Below are 15,361 nucleotides of genomic sequence, written 5' to 3' on the forward strand. Positions count from 1 at the left end.
TTAGCGCCTCCCTATTTAGAGGGAAAACCTTTGATTTAGTCTATCGTGGTGCCATAAGCGATGAGTGCCAGGGTGGCCAGAATGGCGACCGAGGAGAAAATGGTGCCCAGTATGGCGAAGATCTTCTTGCGTTGTTTCTGCACCAGGCCGCCAATTCCCAGCCCCAGGGCTACCAAGGCTAGACCGATGAAGGCAAAGATCAGCATGCCGACGACGATTGCCTCGGGCGATGTCTCATCTATGCCACCGGGTGTGGTGGCCTCCATGACGCCCGCCACTGTGACTATGCCAAAGATTAACAGGGTTGCGATGATACTCAGGGTAAAGGCGGCGATGCCCAGGCCCGAGTGTTTAAACTCTGGCTGGATAGTGGGTTGGGTGGGCTCCTGCGGGCTAGCTTGGGCAGGCGCCTGTGTTGTTGGTGTCGGCGCTGGCGCGCTGTCGATGGATGCAGTGTCCATGAACGATTCCTTTCGATAAATAGTGTCATTCAGAGCATACCTAAGTCTCTCCCCGCTGTCTTTAAAAATGTGGCCGACTCAGACATGGTTAAAACGGCTATAACCTCATAATAATATTGCCTTTGTTTTGCATTGAACTAAAGGCGTTTTTACATGGCAATAAGGGCATATTCTGTGCCTGAACACTGCCAAGACAAGTGATTTTTCACCTCGATTTGATCTGGATTAAGCCAGCGCTAGATAGCCCCTTGCGGTCCGTAAAAAGCGGGACTAAGGGACTAAAATTAAAGTAAGGAGCCCGGAGGGCTTGCGCTTTGGGCTGTTCGTAAATCCTCTGAATCTTGCCTTATGGAGATTCAACCAACAAAGGAGCTTGTTATGCGATCTTTCTTCCCCTCAATCTTTCATAAAGATGATCCGCGAACCGCTCTGCATTCGCGGCTAGACAATGTATTCGATGATTTTGCTAAAGACTGGTTAACCACTTGGCCTAACACGCGCGCCGAGCTGGGCGTGATGCCTGCCATTGATGTCAAAGAATGTGCCGAATATGTCGAGATCAAGGCTGAATTGCCCGATATGGAAGAGAAGGACATCGACGTCGACATCCGCGGTAATTATCTCACCATCAGCGGTGAGAAGCGTCATGAGCAGGAGAAAGATGAGAAAGGCTATCACCTGAGAGAGCGCTCATTCGGCTCGTTCCAGCGGCAGATCCCTTTAGGTTTCAACATCGACGCCGACCAGATCACCGCTAAGTACAAGAAGGGCGTGCTCGCCATTCATGTGCCAAAACCCGCCGAGTTGCAGCAAGATGCTAAGAAGGTGAAAGTCGACTTTCATGAGTAGCAAGTGAGGTGTGTTAACAGCTATAGCAAGTCAATCGAATGTGAATCGAAGGCGCCCAGTTGGGCGCCTTTTCACTGAATTACGCAGGGTTAATAATATAAGCAGATTGCCGGTGGAAGTTGTGCGTCTTCCGGTGCGATTAATTGGGGGTATAGCTCGGTCATGTCAGCATAGAATTTTGTGTATTTTAACCGTAAAAGTGCCATTAATCTGATATGTGCTGGCTGAATTGGCGGTTCGAGTGACATGATAAGCGGTAAATAGGTCATGAGTTGATCCGGATTGAACCTATGATCACTCGTGTCTAACAAGAGATATAAAGGATCCCGTCCAACCACTCTTTCGGGGTAGAGAATGTGCTGCGAGATGAGATAATTAAGCAGTTGAAGATCTTCTTTTGTAATCGCTATGTCGAGCAGGCTCTTACCAGAATAATCGAGCTCGTCGATATCTATACCCTGCGCAATAACGTCGACAATTTTACTCTTGGTGGCGTCGTATAACAGCGAATAAGAGAGCCTTTCCTGATGCAGGCGACTGGTCTGTAAAGGTACAAAATAAGTGGAGTCGTAACCTAGCAGTTGATAGAAGAAATGGCGATATTCCGCTTCATTAAGCTGCGCCTCTTCTAACACGCTTATGGCTTCGGAGATCTTATTCTCGCGGGCGAACCCGTAGACCTTATCTTTCAACTCTCTATCGTGAAGGTAACTTACCCCAAGTGCTTTCGGTGCAAATTTTGAAGAACAGTCTGCCAGGATAGGATCGATTTCATTGAGGGTTTCTCTGGTAACAGTTTTCCCCTCATTAGTGAGCTTAGTGGTGAAAAAGTCGAGATCCCGAGGTTGCCACTCTTGATCGACTCGAGCCACAATTTTCTTGCATTGGTTGCGCTCGGACTTTGAAGCAATAGTTGTTAGCTGCTCTGCGAGTTCTTTCTCGAGAGCTTGCATTAAGGCGCTCTGTTTATCGAACCTCAGGCCCTGCTTGGGGAGGATTTGGGCCAAGACTAAATCGTGAGTTTGCTGTAGGAAGGCTATTTGCTGGGCGTCGAAACTGTAAAAGTGCCTTGGGAAGAATCCTTTAACACTCTGTTCTGTGTTTGAGATGAAGTTTGCCGGGCTCCCCTGTGACTGCAGGAGTCTGATGATCTCTATCTGGTGCTTAAAGACTTCATCATCGCTGAGTTTGTTCATTCGGAATCGATAATCGAGGCCTGCAAGGGCATATTCCATCGTCGTGCCCAGATAGGGATCATTAGTCAGTTGGCTACCTTTGTTTAGTAGGGCCGAGACCACTTGATTGCGACCATGAAAGGCTGCGGTATCGATAAGATGTAAGGTTTCATTCTGAGTAATACCGTAGCCGAGCAAAGCGTTGACATCCTCGATTTGATTGAGTGCTTGTAGCAATAGTGTTTGAGGTAAGCTCTCTTGTTTCAGTAGCCAATTTAGATCATCAATTGAAATCTCTGTGGATTCAAGCAGGGCTAGTGCTTCATCTTGGGTTAACTCAGCTATGTTTGTGAGTTGTGGCTGCGGAACAGCTTTTTCTACGCGAACGAAACTCGGTAAATCGGGTATCAGCGCTTTTACCTGCTCGCCTAGGCTGCGATTAACCTGGCTTAGCTGAGAATTATGTTTGAGCTGTTTGGCTCGCCAGCTGCCTACAAAGTTTGCGTTGAGAAAGTGGCCCATAGCCAGGGTAATGTCGTCTATGGAGTAGCCTTGTTCGAGTCGTTGATCCCAATCTTGCTCTCCGGCCCATTTTTGCTTGAGATCCTTGGCAGATTGAAGCGTATTACGGCAATCGGCGTAATTTAGCCCATTGAGCGCTTGCGAATGGCTTGCAGTGTCAGGTGCCACATTAGCGGATTTATCGGTAGGGGCATTGGGTGTATCGGCTGCTTGAATAGGGACAGTGAGTGAACTGTCACGCGTCTGCCAATAGAGGATAAAGGCCACAAATAGAATGATGGCGACAAAAAATTTTTTCACTATGTTTCAATCCCTAAAACAATTTTGATGGTTAAATTTTTATTGTCGCCATTCTAGCATCTCGAATCGCAGAGGAAAAATTAGCCCTTGATGCCAAGCGAGTGGCGAGCCTCAAGGGCAGAAGATTATTCGTTTAGTGCTAAGTTGAGCTGTTCCTCCCGCCACCAGGCGACGCTTTCGGGCGTGTTGTGAATATCCAGTACCTGTCCCACGATTGGCGTGATGAGCTGTGTGTTTGCATCGGCGGCCAGGGCGGCGATGCGCTCCAGCGGCTCGTACCAGCTGTGAAAGGCCAGGTCGAAGGTACCGTTGTGGATCGGCATCATCTGACGTCCACCCAGATCCAGGTGGGCCTGTAGGCTCTGCTCCGGCGTCATATGGATGCTGGGCCAGTCTTTGTCATAGGCGCCCGTCTCTATCATGGTGAGATCGAAGGGGCCGAACCGTTCGCCTATGGCCTTGAAGCCGTCGAAGTATCCCGAGTCGCCGCTGAAGTACAGCTTGCTCCTGTCAGATTGAATGACATAGCTGGCCCAGAGGGTCTGGTTTTTGTCCCAAAGTCCCCGGCCGGAAAAGTGCTGGGTCGGCGTTGCCGTGATGCTGAGTTTGCCAAGCGTCACGCTCTGCCACCAATCCAGCGGCTGCACCTTATCATTGGCGACGCCCCAACGAAGCAGATGTTGCTCCACGCCCAGAGGGACGATGAAGCGTTTCACCTTGTGGTGGAGTTGCTTGATGCTCTCTTCGTCCAGGTGATCGTAATGGTCGTGGCTGATCAACACGCCATCGATCTCGGGAAGCTGCTCGAGGGCGATCGGTGGTTGATGGAAGCGTTTAGGGCCGATAAAGCTAAAGGGCGAGGCCCGGTCGCTAAAAACGGGATCGATCAACCAGGTTTGGCCCGCTATCTTGAGTAAGATGCTCGAGTGGCCCAGGCGGATCACGCTGTCCTGAGAGTCAGGTAGCGCGGCGATGCCATCGCGGGTCAGTGGCATCAAGGGGATTGCCTTGGAAGGACTGGCATCGATTCGCGTCTCGGTCAGGTAACGCATTAGGATGGCGCCCATGCCGCTGTTCTCGGTGAGATTGGTGGCGGTATTTTGAAAGCCGCCATCTGACCTGTGGTGTGCGGCAGGCTCTCTGCTGGCAAGTTGATCACCTGAGGCCAGGGCTTGCGGCGCCGAAGAGGAGTTGATTAGGTTAGATGTCAGCATGCCGCCTCCGAGTATGATGCCAAGTGAGATGAGATATTTGCGTTTCATTGCAATCACCAAATGTAAACTAGTCAGTGTAGTTTACATAATCTTAGTTTAAAAAGTAAACTAATAAGTGTAAAATAATTGCAATTCGCCAAGGTAAACCTAATAAGTTATTTAAAATGATAGAGAAAAAATTAACTCGCTCGGAGCTGAAACGCGCGGCCATCGTCGAGGCAGCCAGTGTGGAGTTTCAAAATAAGGGATTTAGCCTAGCGAGTATGGATGACATTGCCAAACGTGCCGATGTGTCCAAGCGCACCGTGTACAACCATTTCCCCAGCAAAGAGGCGTTGTTTAGTGCCATCATGCTCGAGATGATGGAGATGCTGTGCGCCTTCGAATCTTTACCCTTCAGCGCCGAGGAGAGCCTGGCTTCACAGTTGACCCAATTGGTGCAGCACGAGATTAAGCTGTTAAGTGCTAAGGGGTTTATCGATACGGCCAGGGTGATTATTGCCGAGGCGATTCACAAGCCGGAGCTGATTCAAGACGCAATGTCGGAGTTTAGTAAGCAGGAGTCGCCACTGGCGAACTGGTTCAATCAGGCAATCGCCGCCGGTGCGTTAAAGGCGAAGGATAGCGAGATCTTGGTGGTTCAGTTTACCGCGGTGATCAAGGCCTACTGCTTCTGGCCTCAGTTGATCCAGGGTGAGCCTCTGCCGAGCCAGGCCAAGCTCGATGAGATAACCCAAACTGTGGTCGAGATGATCATCAAGCAATATACCTAGGGCTGGCTCCCCGGCCATTGGTGGTTGCCCAAATAAAAAGCCTAGTCATATCCCAATGACTAGGCTTTTGCGTATCTGAGCTTTAGACCGACCTTTTATGCTCACCTCAGGTCGACTTACTCGCTAAGCCTTAGGCGGTCAGCAGCTGCAATATGATGGCGAGGATCAGCACTGGGCAAACATATTTCACGTACACAGGCCAGATGCGCCAGAAGAGGCCGTCGAGCTTGGCGCCTTCCTGGGCGGCGATCGCCTTGAGCAGGCTGTTTCTATGCCATACCCAGCCAGTGTATAGGGCGATGCCCAGGGCGATAAAGGGTTGGGCGCGCTCCGTGGTCAGGGTGATCACAAGAGCGAATAGGGCATCGAAATTAAACACCATGATAGTCGCCAGCAGGGCGATACCACCGCCCACCAGATAGGTGGCGCTGTGACGCTGAATCTCTGTCTTCTCCACCATATAGCTGGTGGGCACCTCGACAATCGAGATGGCCGATGTCAGCCCGGCTATGGTCATCAGGATGAAGAAGACGATGGCGATCAGCTGCCCAGCTAAGCCGCCCAAGCTGTCGAACAGCGCCGGCAGTACGGTGAACACCAAGGTATCGGCATTGAGCAGGCTACCATCGGCGGCGAAGATCTGAACGCCGTTGTGTTGGGCCACATACATGGCGGGTATGATCATCAAGGCGGCGAGGAAGGCGACGCTGGTGTCGGTCAGGGTGACGTAGGCAGTCAGCTTAGCCAGGTTTTCCTGCCGATTCAGGTAGGCGCCGTAGACCATCATGGCGCCTGTACCCACGGTGAGTGAGAAGAAGGTCTGGCCTAAGGCGCCGATAAGCACCTGAGGTTCCCAAATGCGTCCGAAATCCGGCACCAGTAGGGCGTTTAGCCCCTGGCTCGCACCGGGCTGAGTCAGAATATAGGCGACGCCCAATATCAAGATTGCCAACAGCAGTGGCATGAGTCGCTTGGACCAAGCCTCGATCCCCTGCTGTACCCCCTGGCGAATCACTAAGACCACCATGAGAATAAAGATTAGGGTAAAGAGTAGATTACGCTCCAGCGAGAAGCTGGTTAACCAGAGGGCAATATCTTGCATTCCCACTAGCCTGGCGATTGGCGCCAGGGTGAAGCTGACAAACCAGCCAGATAGGATGCTGTAGAAGGTGCAGATCAGGGTGGCGGTAATGATGGAGGCGAAACCTATGGTCTTGCCCAAGTTACGACTCAGCTTGCTGCTGCCCAGCTTGGCCATGGCATCGGCAGGGTTGGTCTGGCCGTGGCGGCCAATCATGAGTTCGGCGACCAGCATGGGGTAACCCAGCAGGAAGATGAGCACCAGATACACCAAGAGGAAGGCCCCGCCACCATGGGTTGCCGCCTGAGTGGGAAATCCCCAGATGTTACCGACACCGACGGCCGAGCCAGCAGCCGCCATGATAAAGCCTATGCGTGAGCTGAAATGCCCTAAATCTTTTGCGCTCATCTATCCCTACCTCAGTGTTAAAGAGGGCGCATCATAGTCCTTTATTATAGTCGGTCAAGGGTGGTAAATGGCGTGGATTAAGGTTAAGACTTTGTTGTTATCGCGTCATGCTGCTATTTTTTGAAAACCAATTTCGCTTCCTTGCTTCATTGGCGAAATTATTGCGATGGTCCCGTTGAGACAGGCGTCGACGCGATAGGATTGCGCGGCTGAAAAAATGAGAATCTGTGTGATTTATCATGCTTTATCGTCTTGAGTGCCGAGTTCAGGCAGGGGAATAGCGGTGCGGCTCTTGACCTGTTTAAGCACGAAGCTTGAGCGTATGCCAGCGATATGCGGGTTGCTGGTGAGCTTCTCTAGCAGGAAGTGTTTGAAGGCATCCATGTCTCTGACTAAGACCTTGAGTTGGTAATCGGCGTCGCTGCCTGTCAGTAGGGCGCATTCGAGTACCTCGTCATAGCCGTCGATGGCCTGCTCGAATGCATCGAGTATCGCTTGGGTGTGTTTTTCCAGCCTCACCTGCACGTAGGCGGTCAGGGTTAACTGAAAGTAAGGGGCATCGACTAAGGCGGCGTAACCGGCGATGATGCCCGCCTCCTCCATCGCCTTGACCCGGCGCGAGCAGGGCGAGGGCGACAGGCCGACGCTTGCGGCCAGATCTTGGTTGGCCATGCGTCCCTGGGCTTGCAGTAACTTGAGGATCTGAATGTCGGTCTTGTCGAGTTGTAGTCTTGTCATGTCAGTCGCCGGGTAAGAGTAAACCCTTGTGGAAGTAAAATACTGTTTCAGTTAAACATTAGCCCAGTTAGGCACTAGCCTTGGCCGATGGCGCGCCATTTCTCGGTGATCAGCAAGGCGAGCAGGGCGATAAGGCCGCCGAGCAAGGATGCCGCCAAGACATCTTGAGGCCAGTGCATGCCCAGTAACATGCGGCTAAACCCCATGGCCAGCGCCCATAAGCATAACAGAGCGGCGAATAAAAACCTTTGCGCCGCCAACAAAAAATAGCTTACGACTAGGGTGAGCGTCACCGCAAACAGGGTGTGACCCGAGGGAAACGAGTAACCCACCTCATCTTGCCAATGCTGGGCTATCTTGGGGGAGAGGGATAGCTTGGTCTCCTGTGGCAGCTTGATCTCCTGTGATAGCTTGGCAACCTCTTGTGCCATCAATATCCGCCGCGTCGGCTGACTGGCCTGATAAAAACCGCTAAGCGACAGCCCTTGGTTCTCTGCCAAGAATTGCACATTGGGTCTGGGGTGGCCGAAGTAAGGCTTGAGAAAGTGATTTAGCCCCAGGCTGAGCCCCATGGCGAGGCAGACGCTAAACAGTAGAGGCACTAGCTGTTTGCGTGGCAGCAACAGATAACAGGCGAGAAGCAGGGCCAGCACGGTGAGCACACCATAGGGCGCCGTGCCCGAGCTGGTTAAGCCAAAGAGTATCTGCGCCTTGAGGGAACTGAGCTCGAGCCAGGGAAACAGGCTTAGTCCGCCTAAGTAGATTGCGGCGGGGATCAGCGTCAGACCGCTCCAGAGTAGCACCACGGAAAAATAGAGATTGGAGGGTGGATTCGATCTCATAGGTGTGCTCTTAAAACTTCCTGTTTGAAAAATACGGTTATTGAAAAGCGCTAGGCTAACCCGCTTAGGCGGCGCTGGCTAGTCTGGCCAGCGCCTGAGGTGTTATTTACTCTTGCGAAGGTGTTGATGGTGCTTCGATCTGGTGACGAGTCAGGTACATGAGGAGCAGCAGCACCATCATCAGCAGGCCAGATCCCATCAGCAGCGCATAGTCTTCCAACTTCAGGATGGAGTAGAGCACGCTGTAGAGCGCCAGTAACATGATGGCCATGAAGGCGCCGCGCCTGTTACTGGCGGTCACGCTGGCAATATAGGCCGAGACAGACAGCAGTGGCACAGATGCCGCCAGCAGGTAGGCATAACCGAAGCTGATATGCTCCGACAGGGAGAGCAACAGCAGATAGAAGAGCGCCATGGCGCTGGCGACCAGCAGATACTGAATCGAGCTTAAGACCTGCTGTTGCCCCAGCTCGAAGATCAGCAGCATGGTGCTGGTGAGCATGATAAACAGCAGACCATATTTGACCGCACGCTCTATCTTGCCGTAGTGGGTGACAGGCTCAAACAGGGTGGCCTGAGCCGCGATCTCCTGCAGATTGACCTCCTGGGTCTTGGTAAAGACCTGGGGATAGTTGCGGGTCAGGTGGCTCACGTCCCACTGGGCGCTGAAGCCCTGGGCGGTTATCTGTCGCTCGGTCGGTAGCAGGCCGTGAAAGCTTGGATGCGGCCAGTCCGCGGACAGGGTAACCTCAGTCTGCTGTCCTATGGGCAGCACAGAGATCCCTTGAGAGCCCCGTAGGCTGATATCGAAGTTGACCGTGAGTTGCTCACTGTCGGGACTCAGGGCTATCGGCTGATGAAAGCCGCGGTCGAGCCCCCTGAGCTGCTCCAGCCCAGTGCCGGGCATGAGTCTTTGAGGCGCGGCCGCTTGCTGGTCGGCCTTGGCGGCGAAGCGGTTGAGCTTGTCGATGGCCTGGTTGGCGGAGATGCCAAACACCAGCCTGGCTTGGTCGGGATGCAGGTTGACTAGGTTGGGTAAGGAGTAGGCTTCGAGGCGAAACTGCGCCGAGCCCGTGACCTGAGACTGATAGACCAGAGAGCGGAAGATGCCGCGGGAGAGGAAGCTGTGTTTGAGCGAGACGGCGAGGTTGAGCTGCTCCGGCAACACCACGAGTTCGCTGTCGTAGGTGTGCCTCGCCTTGGTCATCTTGCCCGTGTCGCTGATGCTCTCCTGCACCACCTCATAGGTGTAGGGGATCACCAGCGCAGGTCCGGCAATGGTCTGTTGCTCGCCCCAAGAGCGGCCTATCTCGTTGACCATGCCGTGGTACAGATGCTGCCTGTCTGAGGTGAGGCTCTCGATGAGGCCTAAGGGGATCATAGCCACTAGGGTAAGGATGGCGATGAAGATCAGTTTCTTGCTCAGTGGGCTGTTGGCCAGGGGTAACCGACTTAACATAAAAATCCCTCTCAATGACGGTCTGGGTGTATTGCGCCATTACACCATGAGTCGCGCCAAACAGGCGGGCATAGCGATGACCAATTGTGGCAAAACGGGGGCAATTGCAGATGTTGTAAGAGGTGATAGGCGAGTGATAAGAAGAGAATAAAACAGCCAACAAAAAAGAGCGCCGAGCGCTCTTTTTCATGGATGGACGACGCTTACGCGGCCTAGTGCGATTTAAGCCTCGTCTTGCTGTCTGAGTTTGGCTTCCAGGGCATCGACCTGCGCCTGTAGGGCTTCGAGCTTCTCGCGGGTCTTCAACAGCACGTGCTGCTGCACATCGAACTCTTCGCGCGAGACAAGATCTAGCTTCATCAGCTGGTTTTGCAGAACCTGTTTGCTCTTCTCTTCAAACTCACCGGCAAACTGCTTAAGCCCGCTGGGGAGGTTATCGCTTAGCTGCTTAGCTACTTCTTCGATCTTTTTGGGGTTAATCATCTTTTCTGTCCGCCATTGGCCATTTTATGCTATGCCCGAATTGTACCTAAGCCTACTGGGATGACAACTAAAAACCGGTCGCCTGACACCAGGTTGAGGGCAGGCTCACGTCGGTAGCTTATCGGTCGCACGCGCTTAAGCTTAGATGACCACCTGGATATTTTTGTCTGAGCTATGGCGAAGATTCTGGTATGATCCCTGGCCGATCTCACGAATTCTCTAGTTGGTAGCCGTTAGTCAATGAAGCTCAATCCCGGTCAAAATGATGCTGTTCACTATGTCTCTGGTCCCTGTCTGGTGCTTGCCGGCGCGGGCAGTGGTAAGACGCGTGTGATCATCAATAAAATTGCCTATCTGGTACAGAAGTGTGGTTATCAGGCGCGCAACATCGCCGCCGTGACCTTTACCAATAAGGCGGCGCGGGAGATGAAGGAGCGTGTGGCCCAGTCGATGGGACGCAAGGAGGCCAGAGGGCTGTGGATCTCGACCTTCCACACCCTGGGGCTTGAGATCATCAAGCGCGAATATAAGGTGGTCGGCCTTAAGCCCGGCTTCTCCCTGTTTGACGACCAAGATACCCTGGCGCTGCTGAAAGAGCTGACCGAGAAGGAGTTTGACGGCGATAAAGATCTGCTGCGCATGCTGATGACGGCCATCTCCAACTGGAAGGGCGACCTGATGACGCCAGACGGCGCCATCAAAACCGCCAGAGACGAGCAGTCACAGTTATTTGCCTTGCTCTACCAGCGCTATGCTCAGCATATGAAGGCTTATAATGCGCTGGATTTCGACGATCTTATCCTGCTGCCCACCCTGCTGCTGCGGCACAAGCAGGAGGTTCGTGAACGTTGGCAGAAACGCATTCAATACCTGCTGGTGGATGAGTATCAGGATACCAACACCAGTCAGTATGAGCTGGTGAAATTGCTGGTTGGTGAGCGTGCCCGCTTTACCGTGGTAGGGGACGACGATCAGTCTATCTACTCCTGGCGTGGGGCCAAGCCGCAAAACCTGGTGCTTTTGGGGAAGGACTTTCCCAATCTTAAGTTGATTAAACTCGAACAAAACTACCGCTCCAGTCAGCGGATCCTGCGGGCAGCCAACATATTGATCGCCAATAACCCCCACGTCTACGACAAGTCACTGTTCAGCGAGCTGGCCTATGGTGAGCCGCTGCGGGTGCTGATCGCCGCCAACGAGGAGCAGGAGGCCGAGCGTGTGGTGGCCGAGATGATCCGCCACAAGTTTGTGGGCAAGACCCAGTTTGGCGACTATGCCATCCTCTATCGGGGCAACCATCAGTCGCGCCTGCTGGAGCGCGCCCTGATGACCAACCGCATCCCCTATAAGCTCAGCGGTGGCACCTCTTTCTTCGGCCGCGCCGAGATCAAAGATATCATGGCCTACCTGCGTCTGGTGGTGAATCCCGACGACGATAACGCCTTCCTGCGAGTGGTTAACTTGCCCAAACGCGGCATCGGCCCTGCGACCCTGGAACGCTTGGGTAACTATGCCAATGAGCAGCATATCTCCATGTTCGAGGCGATATTCCATAGCGAGCTGAACCACCATCTGCCGCCGGCGGCCATGTCGGCCCTGTATCAGTTTGGCAAGTTTATCGTCGATACCGGCGAGGCGGCGACCCGTGGCGAACCGGTTGAGGCGGTGAAGCAGCTGATCCGCCACATCAACTACGAAGACTATCTGTACGAGACCAGTACCAGTGCCAAGGCCGCCGAGATGCGGATGAAGAACATCTCCGAGCTCTACCGCTGGGTGACCGAGATGTTAGAGGGCGATGAGCTGGACGAAGGGATGACGCTGCCGGAAGTGGTGACCCGTCTGACCCTGAGAGACATGATGGAGCGCAACAGCGAAGACGAGGCCGGCGATCAGGTGCAGCTGATGACACTGCACGCCTCTAAGGGCCTGGAGTTCCCCTATGTCTTCATGGTGGGAGTGGAGGAGCGCATCTTGCCGCACCAGACCAGCATAGATGAAGACAACGTCGAGGAGGAGCGCCGCCTGGCCTATGTGGGGATCACCCGGGCGCAGAGGGAGCTGTGGTTCATGATCTGCCGCGAGCGGCGCCAGTTTGGTGAGGTGATGCGTTGTGAGCCCAGCCGCTTCCTGATGGAGCTGCCCCAGGACGATCTGATCTGGGAAAACCGTAAGCCGCCTCAGTCCGAGCAGCAAAGAGTGCAGTCGGGCCGGGCCAACATCGCCAACATTCGGGATATGCTGAAAAAGTAAATTGCTAAGGCGGCGCTCACCTATGGTGATTAGGCTGAGATGCAGCCGCTCGGCCGCTTTCTGGGCTCGGGCAGCTTACTGGGATCGATAGACTCACCCAGGGCCTGGCCCTGACCCTGATCGAAGCCTAGGCTGACCAGCTGCTGCCTATGCAGATCTGTCTTAACCCCTTCCACAAATAGCGTCAGCTCGAGCGCCGAGGCGGTCAGCTGATGCGCCTTAAGCAGGCGTTTCTGCTGCGGATTATTTAGATGACTGATATAGCTAGGGTCTAGCTTCAGGCCGCTTAAGGGCAGGAAGCTGAGGCTGCTCAGTGCCGTGTGGGCGCTACCGTAGGCGCACAGGCCTAAGTTGATGGCCTGCTTAGCCAGGAGGTCGAACGCCTGAATATGGCTGTCGCTGTCGGCGACAAAGGCCTTCTCGTTGAAGAATACCCAGATATCGTCAGCTTTATAGTAACTCTGCTTGATGCGATTCTTCAGCTTGCGCACCGCATGTTTATGTTTCAGGTGCTGACTGGCGAGTTTGATGTGCAGCTGCACCTGGCCGTCGACCTGCTGCATCACCTTGTCATAGTCACTGTTGAGCTGGTCGAAGAGATAGAGATCCAACTCCTTGGTCAGGTTGCAGTGCTCGGCGATATTGCTGAGCTGATCCTGTTTGATCTTGCCTAGCTGTTCATGCTGCCAGTAGAGCCTTGGCTCCAGGGCGAGAACCTCCTGGGTCGCCAAAGCCAACACGGGGAAATACTGCAGCGCCAACTCTTGTTTGGCGATCGCCTCTCTGAGCTCTATCTCCAGGGTGATGTCATGGCTCTGCTGATGGCTGGTGTTGTGATCGAAGATGACGAAGCAGCCCTTGCCGTTGGACTTGGCCTGATACATGGCGGCGTCGGCGTCCTTCAACAGCGACTCGCTGGTGTCGCCGCTGCTGTGGCCGCTGAAGGCGATGCCAATACTGGCGCCCGAGGTGAAGCTCTGATTCGATAGCTGATAGGGCTCGCTCAGCTCGCCTAAGATACGCTCGGCCACCTCGATGGCGTCGCTATTGGTGTTGATGCTGTCTAGCAGGATCACAAACTCATCGCCGCCGATACGCCCTAAGGTGTCGTTGCTCCTGATGCAGAGGTTGAGGCGACGGGCGGTTTCAATCAGGAAACGGTCACCCTGCAGATGGCCCAGGGTATCGTTGATCAGCTTAAAGCGGTCGAGGTCGATAAACAGCAGGGCAAACCTGTCTCTGGCGTGGCGCCTGACATGCTTGACCGCCTGGGCTAGGCGCTCCATGAACATGGCTCGATTGGGTAGGCCGGTCAGGGTGTCGTGGCTGGCATCGTGTACCAGCTGCTGCTCGACCTTGCGGCGCTGGGCGATCTCCTTTTCGAGATCCTGGTTGAGCATCGCCAGGGCGCGGGTGCGCTGGGCGACTTTCTCCTCCAGCTGTTCATAGCTCTGTTTCAGCGACTCTGCCGATAGCTTACGCTCGATCGCCGCGGCGATGTGCTGCGAGACGAAAGTGAGCAGATCCAGATCTTTCTCCTGGTAGGTCTGCGACGGGGTAAAGCTGTAGATGGTGAGCGCGCCCTTGACTATGCCTTGAATAAACAGGGGCACGCCTATCCACTGATGTATGGTCTCGGCATAGTTGAGCTGCGGCGCCTTGGCGTAGAGTTGCCCCGCCTTGATCAGCGCCTTGATGTCGCTGCCATCGAGCAGCAAAGGGCGCTTATGCTTGAGAATAAACTCTGTCAGACCATCGGCCAGAGGGCGCCTTTGCGGCGCGCCTACGTTGAGCTGAGAGACATAAAAGGGAAAATGCAGCTCACGGCCATTGTCTTCCAGCAGGGCGATATAACAGTTATTGGCCGGTAGCAGGTGGCTGATCACCCTGTGTAGCTCGCGATAGAAGCTCTGGTGGTCTATGGTCGCATTGGATAGCTCGGCTATCTCAAACAGCGACTTCTGCAGGTTTTCCGCCCGTCGCCGCTCGGTGACCTCCTGCTTGAGCTTATCGTAGGCGACGCTCAGCTCCTTGGTTCTGTGCTCAATTGCGGCCTCGAGATTGTGTTGGTACTGCACCCTCTCGATAACGCCCGAGATATGCTGGCTGATGAAGGTCATCAGCTCGACCTCTATCTCGCCATAGGTGATATTGGCATCGTAGCTCTGCACGGCGATCACCCCTATGGTCTGATCGCTGCTGAAAATTGGGAGCCCTAGCCACTGGTGGCAGCTGGATCCTCGACTGACGATCTCGCCGCTGGCGAGCAGCTGCTCAAACTTGTCGTCATCACACAGCAGGGGTTGCTGACTGCGCAGCACATAGCCGGTGAGGCCGCTGTTGAGCGTGGTAGATAACTCTTCGCTGGGGTAAAGCTGGCTTGGGTGCTGGTCCTTCTCATCGACGAAGAAAGGCACGCCTAATTTGTTGGTTTCTCTGTTGAGGATGGCGATGAAGAAGTTGTCTGCGGGGAGCAGGCGATTGAGATTGGTTTGGATACCAGCATAGAAGTCTTCGGCGCGCTCGACTCGAGCGGCAAGATTGGAGATATCCAATAGCGTATTTTGGACGATCTCAGAACGCTTGTACTTCCGAGCCAGGCTCTTTAAGCGAGATATCCTTTTATATAAACGCCCAACTTCACGGGGTGAATGTTGGTCTGTTTTATCCCTAAACATGGTTCCGCCAATCACAAGTAGTTATATTTTTTCGCTAGGATTTGGGGTAATGGTTATTGATAGCATAAAAAAGCAGCACCACCAAGTCATTATTTTGACGTTGTCAGCTTAATATCACCTTAAAT

The 15,361-nt window shown here is 53.7% G+C and carries 12 protein-coding genes; 3 read left to right on the forward strand and 9 right to left on the reverse strand.

Features of this window, described 5'->3' with window-relative positions:
- Positions 1 to 35: 35 nt before the first annotated feature.
- Positions 36 to 461 carry a hypothetical protein gene (locus SHEW_RS01525; RefSeq protein ID WP_011864101.1) on the reverse strand — a complete coding sequence of 142 codons (426 nt, stop codon included), beginning with the start codon at positions 459 to 461 and terminating at the stop codon, positions 36 to 38.
- 378 nt (positions 462 to 839) lie between these two features.
- Here SHEW_RS01525 and SHEW_RS01530 point away from each other — a divergent pair, with 378 nt between their 5' ends.
- Positions 840 to 1,310 carry an Hsp20/alpha crystallin family protein gene (locus SHEW_RS01530; protein WP_011864102.1) on the forward strand — a complete coding sequence of 157 codons (471 nt, stop codon included), beginning with the start codon at positions 840 to 842 and terminating at the stop codon, positions 1,308 to 1,310.
- 89 nt (positions 1,311 to 1,399) lie between these two features.
- Here SHEW_RS01530 and SHEW_RS01535 read toward each other — a convergent pair whose 3' ends face one another.
- Entirely contained in the window at positions 1,400 to 3,307 is a 1,908-nt protein-coding gene (locus SHEW_RS01535; protein WP_011864103.1) for a hypothetical protein, read from the reverse strand.
- Between the two features lie 125 nt (positions 3,308 to 3,432).
- A complete protein-coding gene (locus tag SHEW_RS01540) occupies positions 3,433 to 4,569 on the reverse strand; it encodes an MBL fold metallo-hydrolase (protein WP_150099932.1) in 1,137 nt (378 codons plus the stop codon).
- A gap of 116 nt (positions 4,570 to 4,685) precedes the next feature.
- Between SHEW_RS01540 and SHEW_RS01545 the strand changes: the two genes are divergently transcribed.
- Entirely contained in the window at positions 4,686 to 5,294 is a 609-nt protein-coding gene (locus SHEW_RS01545; RefSeq protein WP_011864105.1) for a TetR/AcrR family transcriptional regulator, read from the forward strand.
- A gap of 130 nt (positions 5,295 to 5,424) precedes the next feature.
- Here SHEW_RS01545 and SHEW_RS01550 read toward each other — a convergent pair whose 3' ends face one another.
- The 5 genes from SHEW_RS01550 to ubiK form a co-directional block, all read right to left on the reverse strand.
- On the reverse strand, positions 5,425 to 6,783 hold the full coding sequence (locus tag SHEW_RS01550) for a sodium-dependent transporter (RefSeq protein WP_011864106.1): 1,359 nt from the start codon (positions 6,781 to 6,783) through the stop codon (positions 5,425 to 5,427).
- Between the two features lie 237 nt (positions 6,784 to 7,020).
- Complete coding sequence (locus SHEW_RS01555) at positions 7,021 to 7,521, reverse strand: Lrp/AsnC family transcriptional regulator (RefSeq protein WP_011864107.1); 501 nt, start codon at positions 7,519 to 7,521, stop codon at positions 7,021 to 7,023.
- A 74-nt stretch (positions 7,522 to 7,595) separates the two neighbouring features.
- On the reverse strand, positions 7,596 to 8,363 hold the full coding sequence (locus SHEW_RS01560; protein WP_011864108.1) for a phosphatase PAP2 family protein: 768 nt from the start codon (positions 8,361 to 8,363) through the stop codon (positions 7,596 to 7,598).
- A gap of 106 nt (positions 8,364 to 8,469) precedes the next feature.
- Positions 8,470 to 9,822, reverse strand: coding sequence for a cell envelope integrity protein CreD (creD, locus tag SHEW_RS01565; protein WP_011864109.1), 1,353 nt, complete (start codon positions 9,820 to 9,822; stop codon positions 8,470 to 8,472).
- A gap of 222 nt (positions 9,823 to 10,044) precedes the next feature.
- On the reverse strand, positions 10,045 to 10,305 hold the full coding sequence (gene ubiK, locus SHEW_RS01570; RefSeq protein WP_011864110.1) for a ubiquinone biosynthesis accessory factor UbiK: 261 nt from the start codon (positions 10,303 to 10,305) through the stop codon (positions 10,045 to 10,047).
- 240 nt (positions 10,306 to 10,545) lie between these two features.
- On the opposite strand from ubiK, the gene rep reads away from it, so the two are divergent.
- Entirely contained in the window at positions 10,546 to 12,558 is a 2,013-nt protein-coding gene (rep, locus tag SHEW_RS01575; RefSeq protein WP_011864111.1) for a DNA helicase Rep, read from the forward strand.
- Positions 12,559 to 12,587: 29 nt separating this feature from the next.
- Here rep and SHEW_RS01580 read toward each other — a convergent pair whose 3' ends face one another.
- On the reverse strand, positions 12,588 to 15,236 hold the full coding sequence (locus SHEW_RS01580) for a sensor domain-containing diguanylate cyclase (protein WP_011864112.1): 2,649 nt from the start codon (positions 15,234 to 15,236) through the stop codon (positions 12,588 to 12,590).
- Positions 15,237 to 15,361: the final 125 nt, after the last annotated feature.

The organism is Shewanella loihica PV-4 (assembly GCF_000016065.1).
In the GTDB taxonomy this organism is placed as follows: Bacteria; Pseudomonadota; Gammaproteobacteria; order Enterobacterales; family Shewanellaceae; genus Shewanella; species Shewanella loihica.

Coding starts and splice junctions, on each gene's coding strand:
- SHEW_RS01525 (WP_011864101.1), bottom strand. CDS start 461: ATGGACACTGCATCCATCGACAGCGCGCCAGCGCCGACACCAACAACA.
- SHEW_RS01530 (WP_011864102.1), top strand. CDS start 840: ATGCGATCTTTCTTCCCCTCAATCTTTCATAAAGATGATCCGCGAACC.
- SHEW_RS01540 (WP_150099932.1), bottom strand. CDS start 4,569: ATGAAACGCAAATATCTCATCTCACTTGGCATCATACTCGGAGGCGGC.
- SHEW_RS01545 (WP_011864105.1), top strand. CDS start 4,686: ATGATAGAGAAAAAATTAACTCGCTCGGAGCTGAAACGCGCGGCCATC.
- SHEW_RS01550 (WP_011864106.1), bottom strand. CDS start 6,783: ATGAGCGCAAAAGATTTAGGGCATTTCAGCTCACGCATAGGCTTTATC.
- SHEW_RS01555 (WP_011864107.1), bottom strand. CDS start 7,521: ATGACAAGACTACAACTCGACAAGACCGACATTCAGATCCTCAAGTTA.
- SHEW_RS01560 (WP_011864108.1), bottom strand. CDS start 8,363: ATGAGATCGAATCCACCCTCCAATCTCTATTTTTCCGTGGTGCTACTC.
- creD (WP_011864109.1), bottom strand. CDS start 9,822: ATGTTAAGTCGGTTACCCCTGGCCAACAGCCCACTGAGCAAGAAACTG.
- ubiK (WP_011864110.1), bottom strand. CDS start 10,305: ATGATTAACCCCAAAAAGATCGAAGAAGTAGCTAAGCAGCTAAGCGAT.
- rep (WP_011864111.1), top strand. CDS start 10,546: ATGAAGCTCAATCCCGGTCAAAATGATGCTGTTCACTATGTCTCTGGT.
- SHEW_RS01580 (WP_011864112.1), bottom strand. CDS start 15,236: ATGTTTAGGGATAAAACAGACCAACATTCACCCCGTGAAGTTGGGCGT.